At 72.0% G+C, this 16,997-nt stretch carries 11 protein-coding genes; 1 reads left to right on the top strand and 10 read right to left on the bottom strand.

The window, feature by feature from the left end:
• Nucleotides 1-67 precede the first annotated feature (67 nt).
• The 7 genes from tmk to K6I34_RS13990 all read right to left on the bottom strand — a co-directional run bounded on the left by tmk (nt 68) and on the right by K6I34_RS13990 (nt 13,406).
• Nucleotides 68-3,454: a dTMP kinase gene (tmk, locus tag K6I34_RS14020; protein WP_229325865.1), complete on the bottom strand. Its 3,387-nt coding sequence runs from the start codon at nt 3,452-3,454 to the stop codon at nt 68-70.
• 272 nt (nt 3,455-3,726) lie between these two features.
• Nucleotides 3,727-6,687 (bottom strand): type I DNA topoisomerase, encoded by a 2,961-nt coding sequence (topA, locus tag K6I34_RS14015; RefSeq protein ID WP_229325863.1) that lies wholly within the window; start codon nt 6,685-6,687, stop codon nt 3,727-3,729.
• 415 nt (nt 6,688-7,102) lie between these two features.
• On the bottom strand, nt 7,103-8,677 hold the full coding sequence (locus K6I34_RS14010; RefSeq protein ID WP_229325861.1) for a methyltransferase: 1,575 nt from the start codon (nt 8,675-8,677) through the stop codon (nt 7,103-7,105).
• Nucleotides 8,678-8,853: 176 nt separating this feature from the next.
• The gene (locus K6I34_RS14005; RefSeq protein ID WP_229325859.1) at nt 8,854-9,426 is read right to left on the bottom strand and encodes a small secreted protein; all 573 of its coding nucleotides are present in this window, start codon (nt 9,424-9,426) and stop codon (nt 8,854-8,856) included.
• 186 nt (nt 9,427-9,612) lie between these two features.
• Nucleotides 9,613-12,000, bottom strand: coding sequence for a sodium-translocating pyrophosphatase (locus tag K6I34_RS14000; protein ID WP_229325857.1), 2,388 nt, complete (start codon nt 11,998-12,000; stop codon nt 9,613-9,615).
• Nucleotides 12,001-12,479: 479 nt separating this feature from the next.
• Nucleotides 12,480-12,944, bottom strand: a complete 465-nt coding sequence (locus tag K6I34_RS13995) for an ATP-binding protein (RefSeq protein WP_229325855.1) — start codon at nt 12,942-12,944, stop codon at nt 12,480-12,482.
• A gap of 120 nt (nt 12,945-13,064) precedes the next feature.
• On the bottom strand, nt 13,065-13,406 hold the full coding sequence (locus K6I34_RS13990) for an STAS domain-containing protein (RefSeq protein WP_229325853.1): 342 nt from the start codon (nt 13,404-13,406) through the stop codon (nt 13,065-13,067).
• A 54-nt stretch (nt 13,407-13,460) separates the two neighbouring features.
• Here K6I34_RS13990 and K6I34_RS13985 point away from each other — a divergent pair, with 54 nt between their 5' ends.
• Complete coding sequence (locus K6I34_RS13985; protein ID WP_229325851.1) at nt 13,461-15,929, top strand: DEAD/DEAH box helicase; 2,469 nt, start codon at nt 13,461-13,463, stop codon at nt 15,927-15,929.
• Between the two features lie 212 nt (nt 15,930-16,141).
• On the opposite strand, the gene K6I34_RS13980 is transcribed toward K6I34_RS13985, so the two are convergent.
• Genes K6I34_RS13980 through K6I34_RS13970 form a run of 3 tightly spaced genes read right to left on the bottom strand, consistent with a single transcriptional unit; the run spans nt 16,142 to nt 16,983 of the window.
• Nucleotides 16,142-16,459, bottom strand: coding sequence for an Rv3654c family TadE-like protein (locus K6I34_RS13980; RefSeq protein ID WP_229325849.1), 318 nt, complete (start codon nt 16,457-16,459; stop codon nt 16,142-16,144).
• 7 nt (nt 16,460-16,466) lie between these two features.
• Nucleotides 16,467-16,811, bottom strand: a complete 345-nt coding sequence (locus K6I34_RS13975; RefSeq protein WP_229325847.1) for a TadE family type IV pilus minor pilin — start codon at nt 16,809-16,811, stop codon at nt 16,467-16,469.
• Nucleotides 16,798-16,983 (bottom strand): DUF4244 domain-containing protein, encoded by a 186-nt coding sequence (locus tag K6I34_RS13970; RefSeq protein WP_229325867.1) that lies wholly within the window; start codon nt 16,981-16,983, stop codon nt 16,798-16,800. The genes K6I34_RS13975 and K6I34_RS13970 overlap by 14 nt, the downstream gene beginning before the upstream one ends.
• Nucleotides 16,984-16,997 lie beyond the last annotated feature (14 nt).

Raw genomic sequence — 16,997 nt, 5'->3', positions numbered from 1 at the left:
GCCCCACAACAGGGGCGCGGGGAACTGCGCGAGAAGCCCCACCGGCCCGCAGACGAAAAGCGCAGCCTCAGCGACCGCGCCGCCGCCCCTCGTCCTCCTCGCCGCGCCGCCCCAGCAGCTCGTCCGCCAGCGTCGGCTCGTCGTCGGCCGCCGCGTCGTCCGCCCATCCAGGCCGCCGTCGGCCCCGACGCGCTGCGGACGTCCCGCCGTCAGCCACCCGCGGCAGCTCACGCGTACGTTCACCATCCGCACCAGCGGCGGCACTCTCAGAAGCACCGTCCTCCGGCCGGAAGATCCACTCCGGCACCCGGTCCGCGGGGTTCTCAGGACGCACGGACGGCAGCACAGCAGTCTCCTCGGCGTCGTCCGACTTCATCCCCCAGGTGACACGCTGCTGCGACGGCTGCTGCCGAACAACCGGCGCCGCCGGAGCCGCAGCCGGGCCCGGAGCCGGAGGCACAGGCGGCAGCACAGCCGTCTCGTCCTCGGCACCGGCCGCCGCCTCCGCACTCATGGCGACACGCGGATCACGCCGCCCGACCACCGGCCGCCGCACCGTCTGCGTCCGATCTGCATCGTCCGCACCGCCACCACCGGACGGCGACGACGGAAGCGGCGTCACGACCGTCTGCGTCTCGTCCCCGCCCCGCGAAGCGTCCCGCTTACCGAGCGCAGGCCGCTCGACAGTCGGCGTCTCGTCAGGAGAACCCGCAGCCGACGCGACCCCACTCTCGGCGGCAGCCGTAGCCGCCTCCGCCGCCTCCACCCGCTCACGCTCCGCCCGCAGCAACGCCTCTTCCGCCCGGCGCTGCTTCTCCAGGCGCCGTTCCTCCGCCTCGGCGCGCAGCCGCGCCTCCTCCTCGGCCTGCTTGCGGAGTCGTTCCTGCTCGGCGGCGCGGGTGCGCTCCTCCGCCTCGCGACGCTTGCGCTCCTCCTCCGCGCGCTGCTCGGCCTCCTCCGCCTTGCGACGCTCTTCCTCGGCCCGCTGCTCGGCCTCCTCGGCCTCGCGGCGCTTGCGCTCTTCCTCCTCCGCGCGCTGCTTGGCGAGCTGCGCCTGGCGCTCGCGTTCCAGGCGCTCCGCCTCCGCCTTGCGGGCGGCGGCCTCCTCCTCGGCCTTGCGCTTGGCCGCCTCGGCGGCCTTCTCGGCGGCTTCAGCGGCCTCGGCGGCCTCCTTGGCAGCCTTCTCAGCGGCCTCCCTGGCGGCTGCCTCGGCCAGGCGGCGGGCCTCCTCCTCGGCCGCCCTGCGGGCGTGCTCGCGGGCCTCGATCTCGCTCACGGAGAGCGGCAGGACCTGGTCGAGCCGGTGGCGTACGACGGTGGTGACGGCCTCCGGCTCCTGCCCGGCGTCCACGACGAGGTACCGCGCCGGGTCGGCCGCGGCCAGGGTGAGGAAGCCGGCGCGCACGCGCTGGTGGAACTCCGCGGGCTCCGACTCCAGCCGGTCCGGCGCCTCCGTGAAGCGCTCGCGCGCGGTCTCCGGCGAGACGTCGAGCAGCACGGTCAGGTGCGGCACGAGCCCGTTCGTGGCCCAGCGCGAGATGCGGGCGATCTCGGTCGGCGAGAGGTCGCGCCCGGCGCCCTGGTAGGCGACGGACGAGTCGATGTAGCGGTCGGTGATGACGACGGCACCGCGCTCCAGCGCGGGCCGGACGACGGCGTCGACGTGCTGCGCGCGGTCGGCCGCGTACAGCAGGGCCTCGGCGCGGTCGGACAGCCCGGCCGAACCGACGTCGAGCAGGATCGCGCGCAGCCGCTTGCCGATGGCCGTCGCGCCGGGCTCCCGGGTGACGACGACCTCGTGGCCCTTGGCGCGGATCCAGTCGGCGATCGCCTGCACCTGCGTCGACTTGCCCGCCCCGTCGCCGCCCTCGAAGGCGATGAAGAAGCCGGTGGACGAGGTCGCCTGCGCCGGGTCGCCGCCCCGCAGGACGTCCATCAGGTCGCGGCTGAACGGTACGCCGTGCCGGTCGTCCGTCTTGCCGAGGACGAGGGCGCCCACGGGCAGCAGCAGCGCGCCGACGAGCATCAGCGTGAACGCCGCTCCCCCGTGCGCGAAGACGAAGCTGCCGCTCTCCAGGCGGTGCGGCCCGATCGCCGCGGCGAGCAGCGGCGCGACGATCGCGCCCAGCGCGGCGGTGACGCGGCAGACGGCGTGCAGGTGCTCGGTCGTACGGGCCCGGCGGGCCTCCTCCGTCTCCTGGTCGAGCAGGGAGTGCCCGGTGTTGGCGACGACGCCCGCGCCGATACCCGCGGCCAGGGTGAGCAGCAGGACCGTCGTCGGGTCCGGCACGAGGCCGGCGAGCAGCAGGGCGAGGCCGGTCAGGGCGAGCGCGAGGGCGAGCAGACGGCGGCGCGAGAAGCCCGGAAGGATCTTCTCCGCCGAACGGATCCCGACGACCGGGCCGCCGCTCAGCGCGAGCACCAGCAGCCCGAAGGCGACCGGGCCGCCGCCCAGGTCGACGGCCTGGAGCGTGGCCACGCCGACGGCCGCGGCGATCGCGCCCGCGACGGCGGCACAGGACAGGACGAGGACCGGGATCGCGCCCGTACGGCCGGTGTCCGGACCGTGCGGTGCCTGCGGCGTCTTCGGGCGGCGCAGTCCCTCAAGAGGGGAGCGCACGCGCGGCGACTGCGCGCCGGGAAGCGCGAGGAGGTAGAGGGTCGTCGCCGACCCGGCGAACAGCCCGGCCGCGAGGAAGGACCCGAGCGCGGCCTGGTGCTCGTGGAACCAGGTGATCCCAGCGCCGAACAGATTGCTGATCAGGGTGATGACGACGAGCGCGGCAGCGGCCAGGGGCAGCGAGACGAAGGCCGTCCGCAGCGACAGGCGGCGCAGCGCGTCGTAGTGGTCCGGAAGCGGCCGTACGGCGCCCTTCCCCAAGCTCTCGGCTCCGCTCGAGCAGGGGATGCCCCAATCGGCGGGGGGCGCGGGCAGCAGCGCGGGCGCCGCGCCGTCCTTGGCCACCGTCCAGAACCGTTCGGCGACCCCCATGACGAACGCCGTCACGAGCAACACCGCGAACGCCTTGCTCTCGGTCCAGCCGATCCACAGCGGCGCCACGGCCATCAGGACGAGCCGCACGCCGTCGGCGCCCAGCATCGTCCAGCGGCGGTCCAGGGGGCCGCTCGGTGCGATCAGCGAGGAGACCGGCCCGAGCAGGACGGCGCCGAAGAGCAGCGTCGCGAGCAGCCGCGCGCCGAGGACCGAGGCCATCGCGAGGCACACCCCGCGGTAACCGCCGCCGAAGGAACCCGCCGCCACCGCCGCCTGGAACGACAGCAGCAGGAGCACCAGCAGGGCCAGGGAGTCCCCGACCCCGCCGACGAACTGGGCGCGCCACAGCCGCCGCAGCGGGGGGATGCGCAGGAGGGCCCGTACGGCACGCTCGCGGGAGTCCGCGGCCAGTGCCCCGGATGTGGGGGTTTCCACTGTTGGCTGCTCGGCTCGCGTCATCCTGCCAGCCTATCCGGCTGCGCCGGGCTTCCGCGTATCCACTCGAACGAGTGAACGGGCTTGGTGCCCCGTCAGGGGCGCGGGGAACTGCGCGCCCAGCCACACACAGCCTGCAGCCGCGAACGGAGCTCAAGAGGCACCCCGGTAGGCGCGACCGACGACCGACAGCCGGTGGCCGCGCGCCGAGCGCACACCGCACCCCGGTGGGCGCGGCCGGAACCGAGCCGCACCACGGTGGACAGCGGGGGCCGGGGGCCGAAGCCCCCGGTGGGTCACTCCGCCTTGGCCGACGCGGCCGCAGCCGTCTTCTTCGCCGCAGCCGCCGTCGTCGTCTTCTTGGCGGCGGTCTTCTTCGCCGCACCGGAAGAGGCCGTCTTCTTCGCCGCCGTCTTCTTCGCGGCAGCGGCGGTCTTCTTGGCGGGCGCCTTCTTCGCCGCCGCGGTCTTCGCCGTGGTCTTCTTCGCCGGCGCCTTCTTGGCCGTCTTCTTCGCCGGCCCCTTCGCCCGCTTCTCCGCCAGCAGCTCGTAACCGCGCTCCGGCGTGATCGTCTCGACGTCGTCGTCGCGGCGCAGCGTCGCGTTGGTCTCGCCGTCCGTGACGTACGGGCCGAAACGGCCGTCCTTGACGACGACGGGGCGCTCACTGACGGGGTCGGTACCGAGCTCCTTCAGCGGCGGCTTGGCCGCGGCACGCCCGCGCTGCTTCGGCTGGGCGTAGATCGTCAGGGCCTCGTCCAGCGTGATCGTGAAGATCTGGGACTCGCTCTCCAGGGAGCGCGAGTCGGTGCCCTTCTTCAGGTACGGGCCGTAGCGGCCGTTCTGCGCGGTGATCTCGACACCCTCGGCGTCCGTGCCGACGACGCGCGGCAGCTCCATGAGCTTGAGGGCGTCCTCCAGGGTCACCGTGTCGAGGGACATGGACTTGAAGAGCGAGGCGGTGCGCGGCTTGACCGCGTTCTTGCCCGTCTTCGGGGTGCCCTCGGGCAGGATCTCGGTGACGTACGGGCCGTAGCGGCCGTCCTTGGCGACGATCATGTGCCCCGTACCGGGGTCCCGGCCCAGCTCGAATTCACCGCTCGGCTTGGCGAACAGCTCCTCCGCGTACTCGACGGTCAGCTCGTCGGGCGCCAGGTCCGCGGGCACGTCGGCCCGCTGGTGGCCCTCGGCGTCCTTCTCGCCGCGCTCCACGTACGGGCCGTAGCGGCCGACGCGCAGCACGATGTCGTTGCCGACGGGGAACGAGGACACCTCGCGGGCGTCGATCGCGCCCAAGTCGGTGACGAGCTCCTTGAGGCCGTCGATTGGGGCCTCCCCTGCTCGAGCGGAGCCGAGAGCTTGGGGAAGGTCGCCGTCGCCGTTGCCCGCCTCGGCCGCGCCGCCCGCCGTGCCCTCGGCGCCCTCGCCGAAGTAGAAGCGGCGCAGCCACGGCACGGCCTGGGCCTCGCCGCGCGCGATGCGGTCGAGGTCCTCCTCCATGGAGGCGGTGAAGTCGTAGTCGACGAGCCGGCCGAAGTGCTTCTCCAGCAGGTTCACGACCGCGAAGGACAGGAAGGACGGCACGAGGGCCGTGCCCTTCTTGAAGACGTAGCCGCGGTCGAGGATGGTGCCGATGATCGACGCGTACGTCGACGGGCGGCCGATCTCGCGCTCTTCGAGCTCCTTGACCAGCGTCGCCTCGGTGTAGCGCGCCGGGGACTTGGTCGCGTGCCCGTCGGCGGCGATGTCCTCGGCGGCCAGCGCGTCGCCCTCGGTGACCTGCGGCAGTCGGCGCTCGCGGTCGTCGAGCTCGGCGTTCGGGTCGTCGGCGCCCTCGACGTACGCCTTGAGGAAGCCGTGGAAGGTGATCGTCTTGCCGGAGGCGCCGAACTCGACGTCGCGGCCGTCGGCGGCGCGACCGCCGATCTTGACGGTCACGGAGTTGCCGGTCGCGTCCTTCATCTGGGAGGCGACGGTCCGCTTCCAGATCAGCTCGTAGAGCCGGAACTGGTCGCCGGTGAGACCGGTCTCGGCCGGGGTGCGGAAACGATCACCCGAAGGCCGGATCGCCTCGTGCGCCTCCTGGGCGTTCTTGACCTTGCCCGCGTAGGTGCGCGGCTTCTCCGGCAGGTAGTCGCCGCCGTAGAGCTGGGTGACCTGCGCACGGGCAGCCGTGACCGCCGTGTCGGACAGCGTGGTGGAGTCCGTACGCATATAGGTGATGAAGCCGTTCTCGTACAGCTTCTGGGCCACCTGCATGGTGGCCTTGGCGCCGAAGCCCAGCTTGCGCGAGGCCTCCTGCTGCAGCGTGGTGGTGCGGAACGGGGCGTACGGCGAGCGGCGGTACGGCTTGGACTCGACGGACCGGACCGAGAAGGAGGTGTCCGCGAGCGCGGCGGCCAGCGCGCGGGCGTTGGCCTCGTCCAGGTGCAGGACCTGAGCGCCGCCCTTCAGCTGCCCGTTCGAGCCGAAGTCGCGGCCCTGCGCCACGCGGCGGCCGTCGACGGCGGACAGCCGGGCGGCGATGGTCCCGGGGTCACTGGCTCCCCCAGTCTCGGCTTCGCTCGACCGGGGGGACCCCCATCCGCCGCGGCCCGTGGAGAAAGTGCCGGTGAGGTCCCAGTACTCGGCGGAGCGGAAGGCGATGCGCTCGCGCTCGCGCTCGACGACGAGGCGGGTGGCGACGGACTGCACGCGGCCCGCCGAGAGCCGCGGCATGACCTTCTTCCAGAGGACCGGCGAGACCTCGTAGCCGTAGAGGCGGTCGAGGATGCGGCGGGTCTCCTGGGCGTCGACGAGCTTCTTGTTGAGCTCGCGCGGGTTGGCCACGGCCTCACGGATCGCGTCCTTGGTGATCTCGTGGAAGACCATCCGGCGGACGGGGACCTTGGGCTTGAGGACCTCCTGGAGGTGCCACGCGATGGCCTCGCCCTCGCGGTCCTCATCGGTGGCCAGGAAGAGCTCGTCGGAGTCGGCCAGCAGCTCCTTGAGCTTCTTGACCTGGTCCTTCTTGTCGTGGTTGACGACGTAGATGGGCTGGAAGTCGGCGTCGACGTTCACGCCGAGACGGGCCCACGGCTCGCCCTTGTACTTCGCCGGGACCTCGGCGGCCCCGTTCGGCAGGTCACGGATGTGCCCGACGCTCGCCTCGACGACGTATCCGGGGCCGAGGTAGCCCTTGATCGTCTTCGCCTTGGCAGGCGACTCGACGATGACGAGTCGGCGGCCGCCCTGTGCGGTCTCGCTGGTCGGGGACAACTTCGCTCTTCTTCCGGTCGGCACTCGGTGTGGGCGCTGCGGTGACGCTGCGGAGTGTGACGGTACATCCCGCCCCCGTGTCAAACGGAAAAAGCCCGCAACGCCACTCGAACGGTAACCCGACAAGCGTCCTGTCTGCCGCCCGGACCGGCACACCACTGGAGTGAACCGGTGGCCGGAGGCCCCACGACGGGCCCCGCGGCCGCGGGACACCACGGCCGCCACAACCTTCGGAACCCGGCGGACCGGTCTGCCCCGGGAACCGCGGACGGCGGGCACACCGCCCACACTCCCGGCGGATCATGCCCAGCCGGATCCGGCGCGAATCCCTTCCCCTCGAATCTCTTTTCCCATCCCTTTCCCCGGGCCTTCGCAGACCTTCCCGCGGCCTTCCCGCGGTCTCCGCGGGGTCCCCTCAGCCCGCGACGGGGGTCAGGAATCCCTGCTCGACCAGCATGCGGACCGCCTCCGGGGTGCGGTCTCGCAGCAGCACCGGGTCCTCCCCGACGAGCTGCGCGATCGCGTCCAGAATGCGGCCCGCGGCGAGTGAGCCGTCACACACGCCCGCGAAACCGGCGCCCACCGTGTCGACCTTGGTGGCGCGCCGCATCCCGCGGTTCTGCCGCAGAACGACATGTTCCGGATCCTCCGCGCCGGGCAGCCCGACCTGCTCCTGGACCACCTCGTCGGCCAGCCGGAAACGGGTGGCGAGCAGTGCCGCGTCGTCGTGCGTCCGGAGGAAGTCCTGTCGCTCGAAATGGGACCGAACGAATGGGCCGAGCGGCTGCTCGACCGGGTGCGGCCACTCCTCCGCGATGACGGAGGGCCGCTCGGAACCCGATTTGCGCAGCGTGATCCAGCCAAATCCGACGGCCTTGGTCCGACGGGCCTCGAACTCGTCCAGCCACGCGTCGTAGCGGGCCGCGTACTCCTCCGGGGCGGTGCGGTGGTCACCGCCGTCACGCAGCCACAGCTCGGCGTACTGCGCGACGTCCTGCACCTCGCGCTGGACGATCCACGCGTCGCAGCCGCGCGGCACCCAGGAGGACAGCCGTTCGCGCCAGTCCTCGCCCTCGACGTGCTGCCAGTTGGCGAGCAGTTGGAAGCAGCCGCCGTCGTTGAGCCGGTCCGCCGCCTGCTGCACCAGGGTGCGGCAGAGGTCGTCACCGCCCATCCCGCCGTCCCGGTAGGTGAGCCGGGCACCGGGCGAGATGACGAACGGGGGGTTGGAGACGATCAGGTCGTACGTCTCGTCGGCGACCGGCTCGAAGAGCGAGCCCTCGCGCAGATCGGCCTCGGGGGCGCCGGACAGGGCGAGAGTGAGCCGGGCGAAGTGCAGCGCCCGGGGGTTGAGGTCGGTGGCCGTGACCTTGGTGGCGTGCTGCGCGGCGTGCAGCGCCTGGATGCCGGAGCCGGTACCGAGGTCGAGGGCACTGGCCACGGGCGTACGGACGGTGATCCCGGCGAGGGTCGTGGAGGCCCCGCCGACACCGAGGACGAGCTGCGAGCGCTCCACCCCGGCCGGACCGCCGGGGCCTCCGGCGATGCCACCCGCGCCACCGACGGCGCAGCCCAGGTCGGAGACGATCCACCAGTCCTGTCCCTCGGGACCGCCGTACGGGCGGACGTCGACGGTCGCCCGTACGACGTCGTCGCCACCGCTGCCGCCACTGACACCACTGTCGCCATGACCGCCGCTGCTGCCGCGGACCAGCCAGCCGGCCTCCAGGCACTCCTCCACCGGCAGCGCGGCGGCGGCCTGCTTGTAGCCGGCGGGGCGCTGGAGCAGGAAGAGCCGGACGAGGGTCTCCAACGGGCTGTCACCCCGGGTGGCGCGCAGCGCGGGAACGGTCTCGCTGCGGGCGAGGGCGGCGTAGGCGGGAGCGCCCAGCAGTTCGAGAAGACCGTCGGCGGTGAAGTCGGCGGCGAGCAGGGCGTCACGCAGCCGGGCGGTGCGCGCGCGGTCGGCGGAGGGAAGGAGCGTACTCACGGCTCCATTGTCGGGGGCGGCACCGACAATCGCCGAAAGCGGCGTGGGCGAGGGCGGAAGAACGGGAGGCGGTGAGGGCGTACGCGCCGCCCTCACCGCCTCCCGCACAGGCGCCGCCTGCTTCCCGGCCCTGTTCGCCGTTGCCTCTTGGGCTCCGGCTGCTTCCTGAGCTCCGGCTACTTCTTGGACTCCGACGGCGAGACGGAGGTCTTCTGGCAGCCGGGCTGCTTCACCATGGCCTTGCCCACGTCGCCGGCCTGGAGCTTCTTGAGCGCGTCGTCGCTCTGGCCGCCGAGCTTGCTGATGTCGGTGCTGATGTTCCTGAGCGCGTCGCCGAACTTCGCCTTGTCACCGGTGTCCAGGGCGTCGATGCGCTTCTTCAGGTCGGCGTAGGCGGAGGAGAGGCCGTTGAGCGCCTTGACCGCGTTCTGCTGGTTGGTCTCACCGTCCTTGACGGGCGGGGCGCCGGCGTTCTCCACCCCGGTGGCGAGCGCCTTGTACGCGTCCACGTTGGCCTGGAAGGCGGCCGAGTCGGTCTGCTGGACCTTCTTGGAGTCCTGCTCGGACTGCTCGCCGGCGATCTGGCGGTTGGCGTCCTGGATCTTCTTGACCTGCGGCTGCATCTGGTCGCAGACCTTCTTGGCCCAGTCGTCGAGCTTCTTGTTGCCACCGTCGCCGCCGCCACAGCCCGTCAGTGCCAGGACGAGTGCCGCACCGCCGGACAGTGCAGCCACAAGCTTCTTGTTCACCGGATTGGTCCCTTCAATGGCTCCGGCCCCGGAACTTACACGTCCAGCCGCCACCACCTCGGAGCCGGGCGCCCCTTGTGCACCCTTTTAAAGCCATTTGCACCAAGAAGACCGTGGCATTCCCCGCACCTTGATCACGGTGACGGGGCGGACGGGAACCCCCGCCCGCCCCGTCACCGAACCCCGCTACGACACGACAGCCGGATCGGCGGCGGACCGCGCCGCCTCCGCCTCTCCGCCGTCCACGGCGACCCCCCGCCGCTTCGACACGTAGACCGCCCCCACGATGACCACCACGGCCAGCACGGCCACCCCGATGCGCAGCCCCCTGCTCGCGTCGGCCCCGTAGGAGAACTTCACCACCGCGGGCGCGATGAGAAGCGCCACGAGGTTCATCACCTTCAGCAACGGGTTGATCGCGGGCCCGGCCGTGTCCTTGAACGGGTCCCCGACCGTGTCGCCGATGACGGTGGCGGCGTGCGCCTCGCTGCCCTTGCCGCCGTGATGCCCGTCCTCGACCAGCTTCTTGGCGTTGTCCCAGGCACCACCGGAGTTGGCGAGGAAGACGGCCATCAGGGTGCCCGTGCCGATGGCACCCGCGAGGTACGAGCCGAGCGCGCCGACGCCGAGCGAGAAGCCCACCGCGATCGGGGCCATGACGGCGAGCAGGCCGGGCGTGGCGAGCTCGCGCAGCGCGTCCCTGGTGCAGATGTCGACGACGCGCCCGTACTCCGGCTTCTCGCTGAAGTCCATGATCCCGGGGTGCTCACGGAACTGCCGCCGCACCTCGTAGACCACCGCGCCCGCCGACCGCGACACGGCGTTGATGGCGAGCCCCGAGAAGAGGAAGACGACCGCGGCGCCGAGCACCAGGCCCACGAGGTTGTTGGGCTGGGAGATGTCGAGGCTCAGGTTCATCTCGCTCGCCTTGGCGTGCACGTCGTTCACGGCCGTGTCGATCGCGTCGCGGTACGAGCCGAAGAGCGCCGACGCCGCCAGTACGGCCGTGGCGATGGCGATGCCCTTGGTGATGGCCTTGGTGGTGTTGCCCACGGCGTCGAGCTCGGTGAGGACCCGCGCGCCCGCGCCCTCGACGTCGCCCGACATCTCGGCGATGCCCTGCGCGTTGTCGGAGACCGGACCGAAGGTGTCCATCGCCACGATGACGCCGACGGTCGTCAGCAGCCCCGTACCGGCGAGGGCGACGGCGAACAGCGCCAGCATGATCGACGTCCCGCCGAGGAGGAACGCGCCGTAGACGGAGAGCGCGATGAGCACGGCCGAGTAGACCGCCGACTCCAGGCCGATGGAGATACCGGCGAGCACCACGGTCGCCGGACCGGTCAGCGAAGTCCTGCCCAGGTCGCGCACGGGCCGCCGGGTCGTCTCCGTGAAATAGCCGGTGAGCTGCTGGATGAGCGCGGCCAGCACGATGCCGATCGCCACCGCCACCAGGGCCAGCACACGGGGATCGCCCTTGTGCCCGCTGATGGCGGCATCGCTGATGCCCTTCAAATCGGCGTAACTGGCGGGGAGATAGGCGTACACCGCCACCGCGACCAGCCCGAGCGAGACGACCGCGGAGATGAAGAAACCACGGTTGATCGCGGACATGCCGCTGCGGTCGTTACGGCGCGGGGCGACCGCGAAAATGCCGATCATCGCGGTGACCACGCCGATGGCGGGAACGAGCAGCGGAAAGGCGAGGCCCGAGTTCCCGAACGCGGCCTTGCCGAGGATCAGCGCGGCGACCAGGGTCACGGCGTACGACTCGAAGAGGTCGGCGGCCATGCCCGCGCAGTCCCCGACGTTGTCGCCCACATTGTCGGCGATGGTGGCGGCATTGCGCGGATCGTCCTCCGGGATGCCCTGCTCCACCTTGCCGACCAGGTCGGCGCCGACGTCGGCGGCCTTGGTGAAGATGCCGCCGCCGACCCTCATGAACATCGCGAGCAGCGCCGCGCCGAAACCGAATCCCTCCAGCACCTTGGGCGCGTCGGACTTGTACGCGAGCACCACACAGGAGGCGCCCAGCAGACCGAGCCCCACCGTGCACATACCGACGACTCCGCCCGTGCGGAAAGCAATCTTCATGGCCCGGTGGGAAACGGCCGTCAGATCCTTTTCGGGCTCGCCCTCGGCAGGAGTGGCCTCCCGCGCCGCCGCGGCCACACGCACATTGCTGCGCACCGCGAGCCACATACCGAGATAGCCGGTCGCCGCGGAGAAGAGCGCACCGACCAGAAAGAACCCGGAACGCCCGAGGCGCTGCCCCCAGTTGTCCGCGGGCAGCAGCATGAGCAGAAAGAACACCGCCACGGCGAAGACGCCGAGGGTGCGCAGCTGCCGGGCGAGATAGGCGTTGGCGCCCTCCTGCACCGCCGCCGCGATCCTTCTCATGCTCTCCGTGCCCTCGCGCGCGGCGAGGACCTGCCGTACGAGCACCACCGCGACCCCGAGCGCCGCGAGGGCCACCGCTCCGATCACCAGCACCAGGGTGCGATTGCCCGAGGTCAGTTCTGCCGCGAGGTTCTGAGTTACGTCCACCTGCCGTGGGGTGAAGTGCCCCGCCATTCGTCCTCCTTAGACGTTTGGCACATGGGCGCGCGACCGGACCGCGACCGCGGAACAGCCGCCACGCTCAGGCGTCCTGAGCTCAAGATGGACGGATTGTAGGGAGCATGCCTGGATCAAAACAGAGCGCGGCAACCGGAACAGGACTTTCCCCGGTGAAGATCGAGTGAATGATCACGGAGTGCGGACGCACCGAATGATCACCGGAAAAGATCGGCACACGGAGGCCGAAAGACCACCCGCGGAGATCGAAAAGGACTGAGGAGATCGAAAGAGAACCGAGGAGATCGGAAAAGCCGGCCCGGAAATAGGCCCGCGGCTCTTGCCGTACGGCGTGAATTCACCCCTGCCACGCAGCGGGCAGCAGGCCCGGCCACACCCTTCGGACGCGCACCGGAGACAGCGCGAGGGGGGAGGGCGGCGCCCGGACGGTTACGGCGAATGCGAGGCGGAAGCTACGGAAACGCGGTGACGCGGCCCTACGACAGCACGGACACGGGCGTCGTCGGCCAGCTCATCCGGATCAGGCCGCCGGACTCGGTCGCGGTCACCTCGACGTCGTCGACCAGACCACTGATCACGGCAAGGCCCATGTCGTCCTCACTGGTGTCACCACCGTCGTCCGGCACGGACACGGACGCCCCGGAGACGCCCGCGGCACTCCGCGCGGCGGCGAGCTCGGCGGCGGGCGGGTGCGGCGCGTCGTCCGCGACCTCGATGGAGAACTTCTTCTCGTCCTCGATGAGCGTGACCCGCACCGGGCTGGTCACCCCATGACCGACGTGCAGACTGACCGCGCGGGAGCACGCCTCGCCCACGGCGAGCCGCAGCTCGTCGAGCACGGCCTCGTCGACCCCGGCTCGGCGCGCCACCGCGGCCGCCACCAGCCGGGCGGTCCGGACATGCTCGGGAAGGGCACTGAAGAGCAGTTCGACGGTGGCCATGCCATCCCCCTCAAGGCGTACGCGCCCCCTTTCCCGCTTCTGGAAAAGGGCGGACCCACGGGGAGGCCCGGACCCGCGCCCGGCACTCCCCGCGTGGCAGTCTCTCTCCCGCGACGACCGTCAGTCGGTCGCCTGCACCGCGTCCTGGACCGAGGTGTGGATCGGGAACACCTTGGTCAGGCCCGTGATACGGAAAATCTTCAGGATGCGCTCCTGGTTGCAGACCAGGCGCAGCGAGCCCTCATGGGCCCGCACCCGCTTGAGGCCGCCGACCAGCACGCCGAGCCCGGTGGAGTCGAGGAAGTCGACTGCCTCCATGTCCACGACGAGGTGATAGCTGCCGTCGTTGACGAGCTCGACCAGCTGCTCACGCAGCTTGGGCGCGGTGTACACATCAATCTCGCCACCGACCTTCACGACCGTACGGTCGCCAACGGTCTCGGTCGACAGGGACAGGTCCACGGATCCTCCAGCACCTTGCATCGAGCGGTCGCCCCCCATGGATCGGCAGCCGCGATGGCATTCAATCACTTACCGGCAGGCGTGCACGACGCCTTGACGCCATTGTCCGCCACGCCAGTGACACACTCGGTGTCAATGGCCAACGATCAACTCCCGCCGGAGGCGGGCATACACCCCGCTCCCCGGACGGTCCTCGACAGACTGAGCACCGGGGCCGACCGGGCTGCACGCATCACTCATACGGAGCACTTGCCCCCGCGCGCGGGGCGTCATGCCCCCTGGCCTGAGAAGATCCGGCCGGAAGTGGTCGATGCCATCCGGCAGGCGGGCATCGAGCGCCCCTGGGCCCACCAGGCCCGCGCGGCGGAGCACGCCCTGCGCGGCGAGTCCGTGGTGGTGGCCACCGGCACCGCCTCCGGAAAGTCCCTCGCCTACCTCGCGCCGGTGCTCAGCACCCTCCTGGACGGCGCCGAGGCACCGAACGGCCGCGGCACCACCGCCCTCTACCTCGCCCCCACCAAGGCCCTCGCCGCCGACCAGCGACGCGCCGTACGAGCGCTCGCCGAACCCCTGGGCAGGAGCATCCGGCCCGCCGTCTACGACGGCGACACCCCTGTCGAGGAACGGGAGTGGGTCCGGCAGTACGCCAATCTCGCGCTCACCAACCCCGACATGCTCCACCGCTCCGTTCTGCCCGCGCACCCCAAGTGGTCCTCCTTCCTGCGCGCGCTGCGCTACGTCGTCATCGACGAGTGCCACACCTACCGGGGCGTCTTCGGCTCCCACGTCGCCCAGGTGCTGCGCCGCCTCCGGCGCGTCTGCGCCCGCTACGGCTCCGACCCCGTCTTCCTCCTCGCCTCCGCCACCGCCTCCGACCCGGCCACCGCCGCCACCCGGCTCACCGGGGTGCCCGTGGCGGAGATCACGGAGGACGCCTCCCCACGCGGCGAACTCGTCTTCGCCCTCTGGGAGCCTCCGCTCACCGAGCTCCACGGCGAGAAGGACGCCCCTGTACGCCGCACGGCCACCGCCGAGACCGCCGACCTCCTCACCGACCTCGTCGTCCAGGGCGTGCGCACCGTCGCCTTCGTACGCTCACGGCGTGGCGCCGAGCTCGTCTCCCTCATCGCCCAGGAACGCCTGGCCGCCGTCGACCGCTCCCTCCCTTCCCGCGTCGCCGCCTACCGGGGCGGCTACCTCCCCGAGGAGCGCCGCGCCATCGAGGCCGCCCTGCACTCCGGCGAACTCCTCGGCCTGTCCGCCACCACCGCCCTCGAGCTCGGCGTCGATGTCGCGGGCCTCGACGCCGTCCTCCTCTCCGGCTACCCCGGCACCCGGGCCTCCCTGTGGCAGCAGGCCGGACGCGCGGGCCGTACAGGCCGCGGCGCCCTCGCCGTCCTCGTCGCCCGCGACGACCCGCTGGACACTTATCTCGTCCACCACCCGGAGGCCCTCTTCCGGCAGCCCGTCGAATCCACCGTCCTCGACCCCGACAACCCCTACGTCCTCGCCCCCCATCTGTGCGCGGCCGCCGCCGAGCTCCCGCTCACCGACGCCGACCTCTCACTCTTCGGCCCCGAGACCCCCGGCCTGCTCACCCAGCTCGAAGGCCGCAAGCTGCTGCGCCGCCGGGCCGCCGCCTGGCACTGGACCCGCCGCGAACGGGCCGCCGACCTCACCGACATCCGGGGCGCGGGCGGCAAGCCCGTCCAGATCGTCGAGGAGGGCACCGGACGCCTCCTGGGCACCGTGGACGCCGCCGCGTCCCACACCACCGTCCACGAGGGCGCCGTCCACCTCCACCAGGGCCGCACCTATCTCGTCCGCCACCTGGACCTCGAGGACTCCGTCGCCCTGGTCGAACAGGCCGACCCGCCTTATTCGACGACGGCCCGCGACACCACCGCCGTCTCCATCCTGGAGACCACCGCCGAGATCCCCTGGGGGGACGCCCGGCTCTGCTTCGGCTCCGTGGAAGTCACCAATCAGGTCGTCTCCTTCCTCCGCCGCCGGCTCATCACCGGCGAGGTCCTCGGCGAGTCCAAGCTGGACCTGCCGCCCCGTACGCTGCGCACCCGCGCCGTGTGGTGGACCGTCACCGAGGACCAGCTCGACGACGCCCGCGTCATCCCCGAGGCCCTCGGCGGTGCCCTGCACGCCGCGGAACACGCCTCCATCGGCATGCTGCCGCTCTTCGCCACCTGCGACCGCTGGGACATCGGCGGCGTCTCCGTCCCGCTCCACCCCGACACCCTGCTGCCCACCGTCTTCGTCTACGACGGCCACCCGGGCGGCGCCGGCTTCGCCGAGCGCGCCTTCCGCACCGCCGCCGCCTGGCTCACCGCCACCCGCGAGGCCATCGCGGCCTGCGAGTGCGCCTCCGGCTGCCCTTCCTGCGTCCAGTCCCCCAAGTGCGGCAACGGCAACGACCCCCTCGACAAGAGAGCCGCCGTCCGCCTCCTCACCCGCCTCCTCAAGGACGCCCCGCACGACGCGTCACCCGAATCCACGGGTGACGCCTGAGCACTCCGCCGGCAGTGCGTTCGCGTTCGTCTGCGGGATGGTGCGGGCCGGTGCGAGCCGGTGGGCGCAACCACACCACTGGCCCGCACCAACCACGGCGGCGGCCGAAGGACACGGCCCCACCGGCGAAGCTCGGAGCGGGGGCCCGGAGCGGGACCCGGAGCAGGGCCCAGGGCGCAGCCACGGCGGAATCGTCACAGGAGCGATTGCGGCTAACCCTCCGCAGGAGGTCCCGCCCGGGACCGTACTCGCACCTCATACGGCCCTGCCCGCGCCCCCACCGACACCTCCGCGAACTCACCGACCACAGCGCACCGCACCAGCGTCGCCCGCTGAGCCGCCGCCACACGACGTGCGAACCCGCACGCCACCTCCTTTCCCCGCAGCGCGTTGTCCGCGGTCGCGAGAGCCGCCAGATCGGCCGCTCCGCCCGCTCGGTGGCGGGCCAGGACCGCCTGCCCCATCCCCAGCACGGCGGCGAAGACCACGCAGAACACCGCGGTGGTCAGCGCCACCCACACCGTCGCCACGCCGCCGTCACCCCACGGTCTCCTCCGCAAGGGCCACCGCCTCTCCCCCGAGCGACACCGTCAGCGGTCCGGGCCCCGCCGAGCGGGCGGCGACCCGTACCCGGACCAGGTCGCCCTCCCGGCTCAGGGAGACCTGTGCGCCCTCCGGCGCGACCGCCCGGGCCGCTGCCACCGCCTCCGACGGCGGATCGGAACGGGCCGCCGCCCGCGCCGCCGCCCGGGCCGCGTCCACGCACTGGATCTGCGCGGACGCGGCCATCAGCCCCCAGATCAGAACCGCGCCGAACAACGTCAGCGTCGGCAGCACCAGCGCGGCCTCGGCCGTGACCTGGCCCCTGTCAGAACGGCGCATGGAGCGCCTTCTGGATCAGACTCTGCAGGGCCGAACTGACCGCACCGCTCGTGACCACCTTGTAGAGCACGGCGGCCAGTGCGCACGCCGCCAAGGTCCCGATGGCGTACTCGGCGGTCGACATGCCCGCTTCGCCACCGGCCTTCGCCCTCGCCCATGCCCGCCGCCACAACCGTGCCCCTGGCC

Origin of the sequence: Streptomyces sp. UNOC14_S4 (assembly GCF_020740835.1) — a bacterium.
Lineage (GTDB): Bacteria > Actinomycetota > Actinomycetes > Streptomycetales > Streptomycetaceae > Streptomyces.
The sequence above is the reverse complement of the archived record's forward strand: the minus strand, read 5'-3'. Positions and strand labels throughout refer to the sequence as shown.

What these genes read in the sequence shown, in the direction of transcription:
- tmk (WP_229325865.1), bottom strand. Translation starts at nt 3,454, where the DNA reads ATGACGCGAGCCGAGCAGCCAACAGTGGAAACCCCCACATCCGGGGCA.
- K6I34_RS14000 (WP_229325857.1), bottom strand. Translation starts at nt 12,000, where the DNA reads ATGGCGGGGCACTTCACCCCACGGCAGGTGGACGTAACTCAGAACCTC.
- K6I34_RS13995 (WP_229325855.1), bottom strand. Translation starts at nt 12,944, where the DNA reads ATGGCCACCGTCGAACTGCTCTTCAGTGCCCTTCCCGAGCATGTCCGG.
- K6I34_RS13985 (WP_229325851.1), top strand. Translation starts at nt 13,461, where the DNA reads ATGGCATTCAATCACTTACCGGCAGGCGTGCACGACGCCTTGACGCCA.
- K6I34_RS13975 (WP_229325847.1), bottom strand. Translation starts at nt 16,811, where the DNA reads ATGCGCCGTTCTGACAGGGGCCAGGTCACGGCCGAGGCCGCGCTGGTG.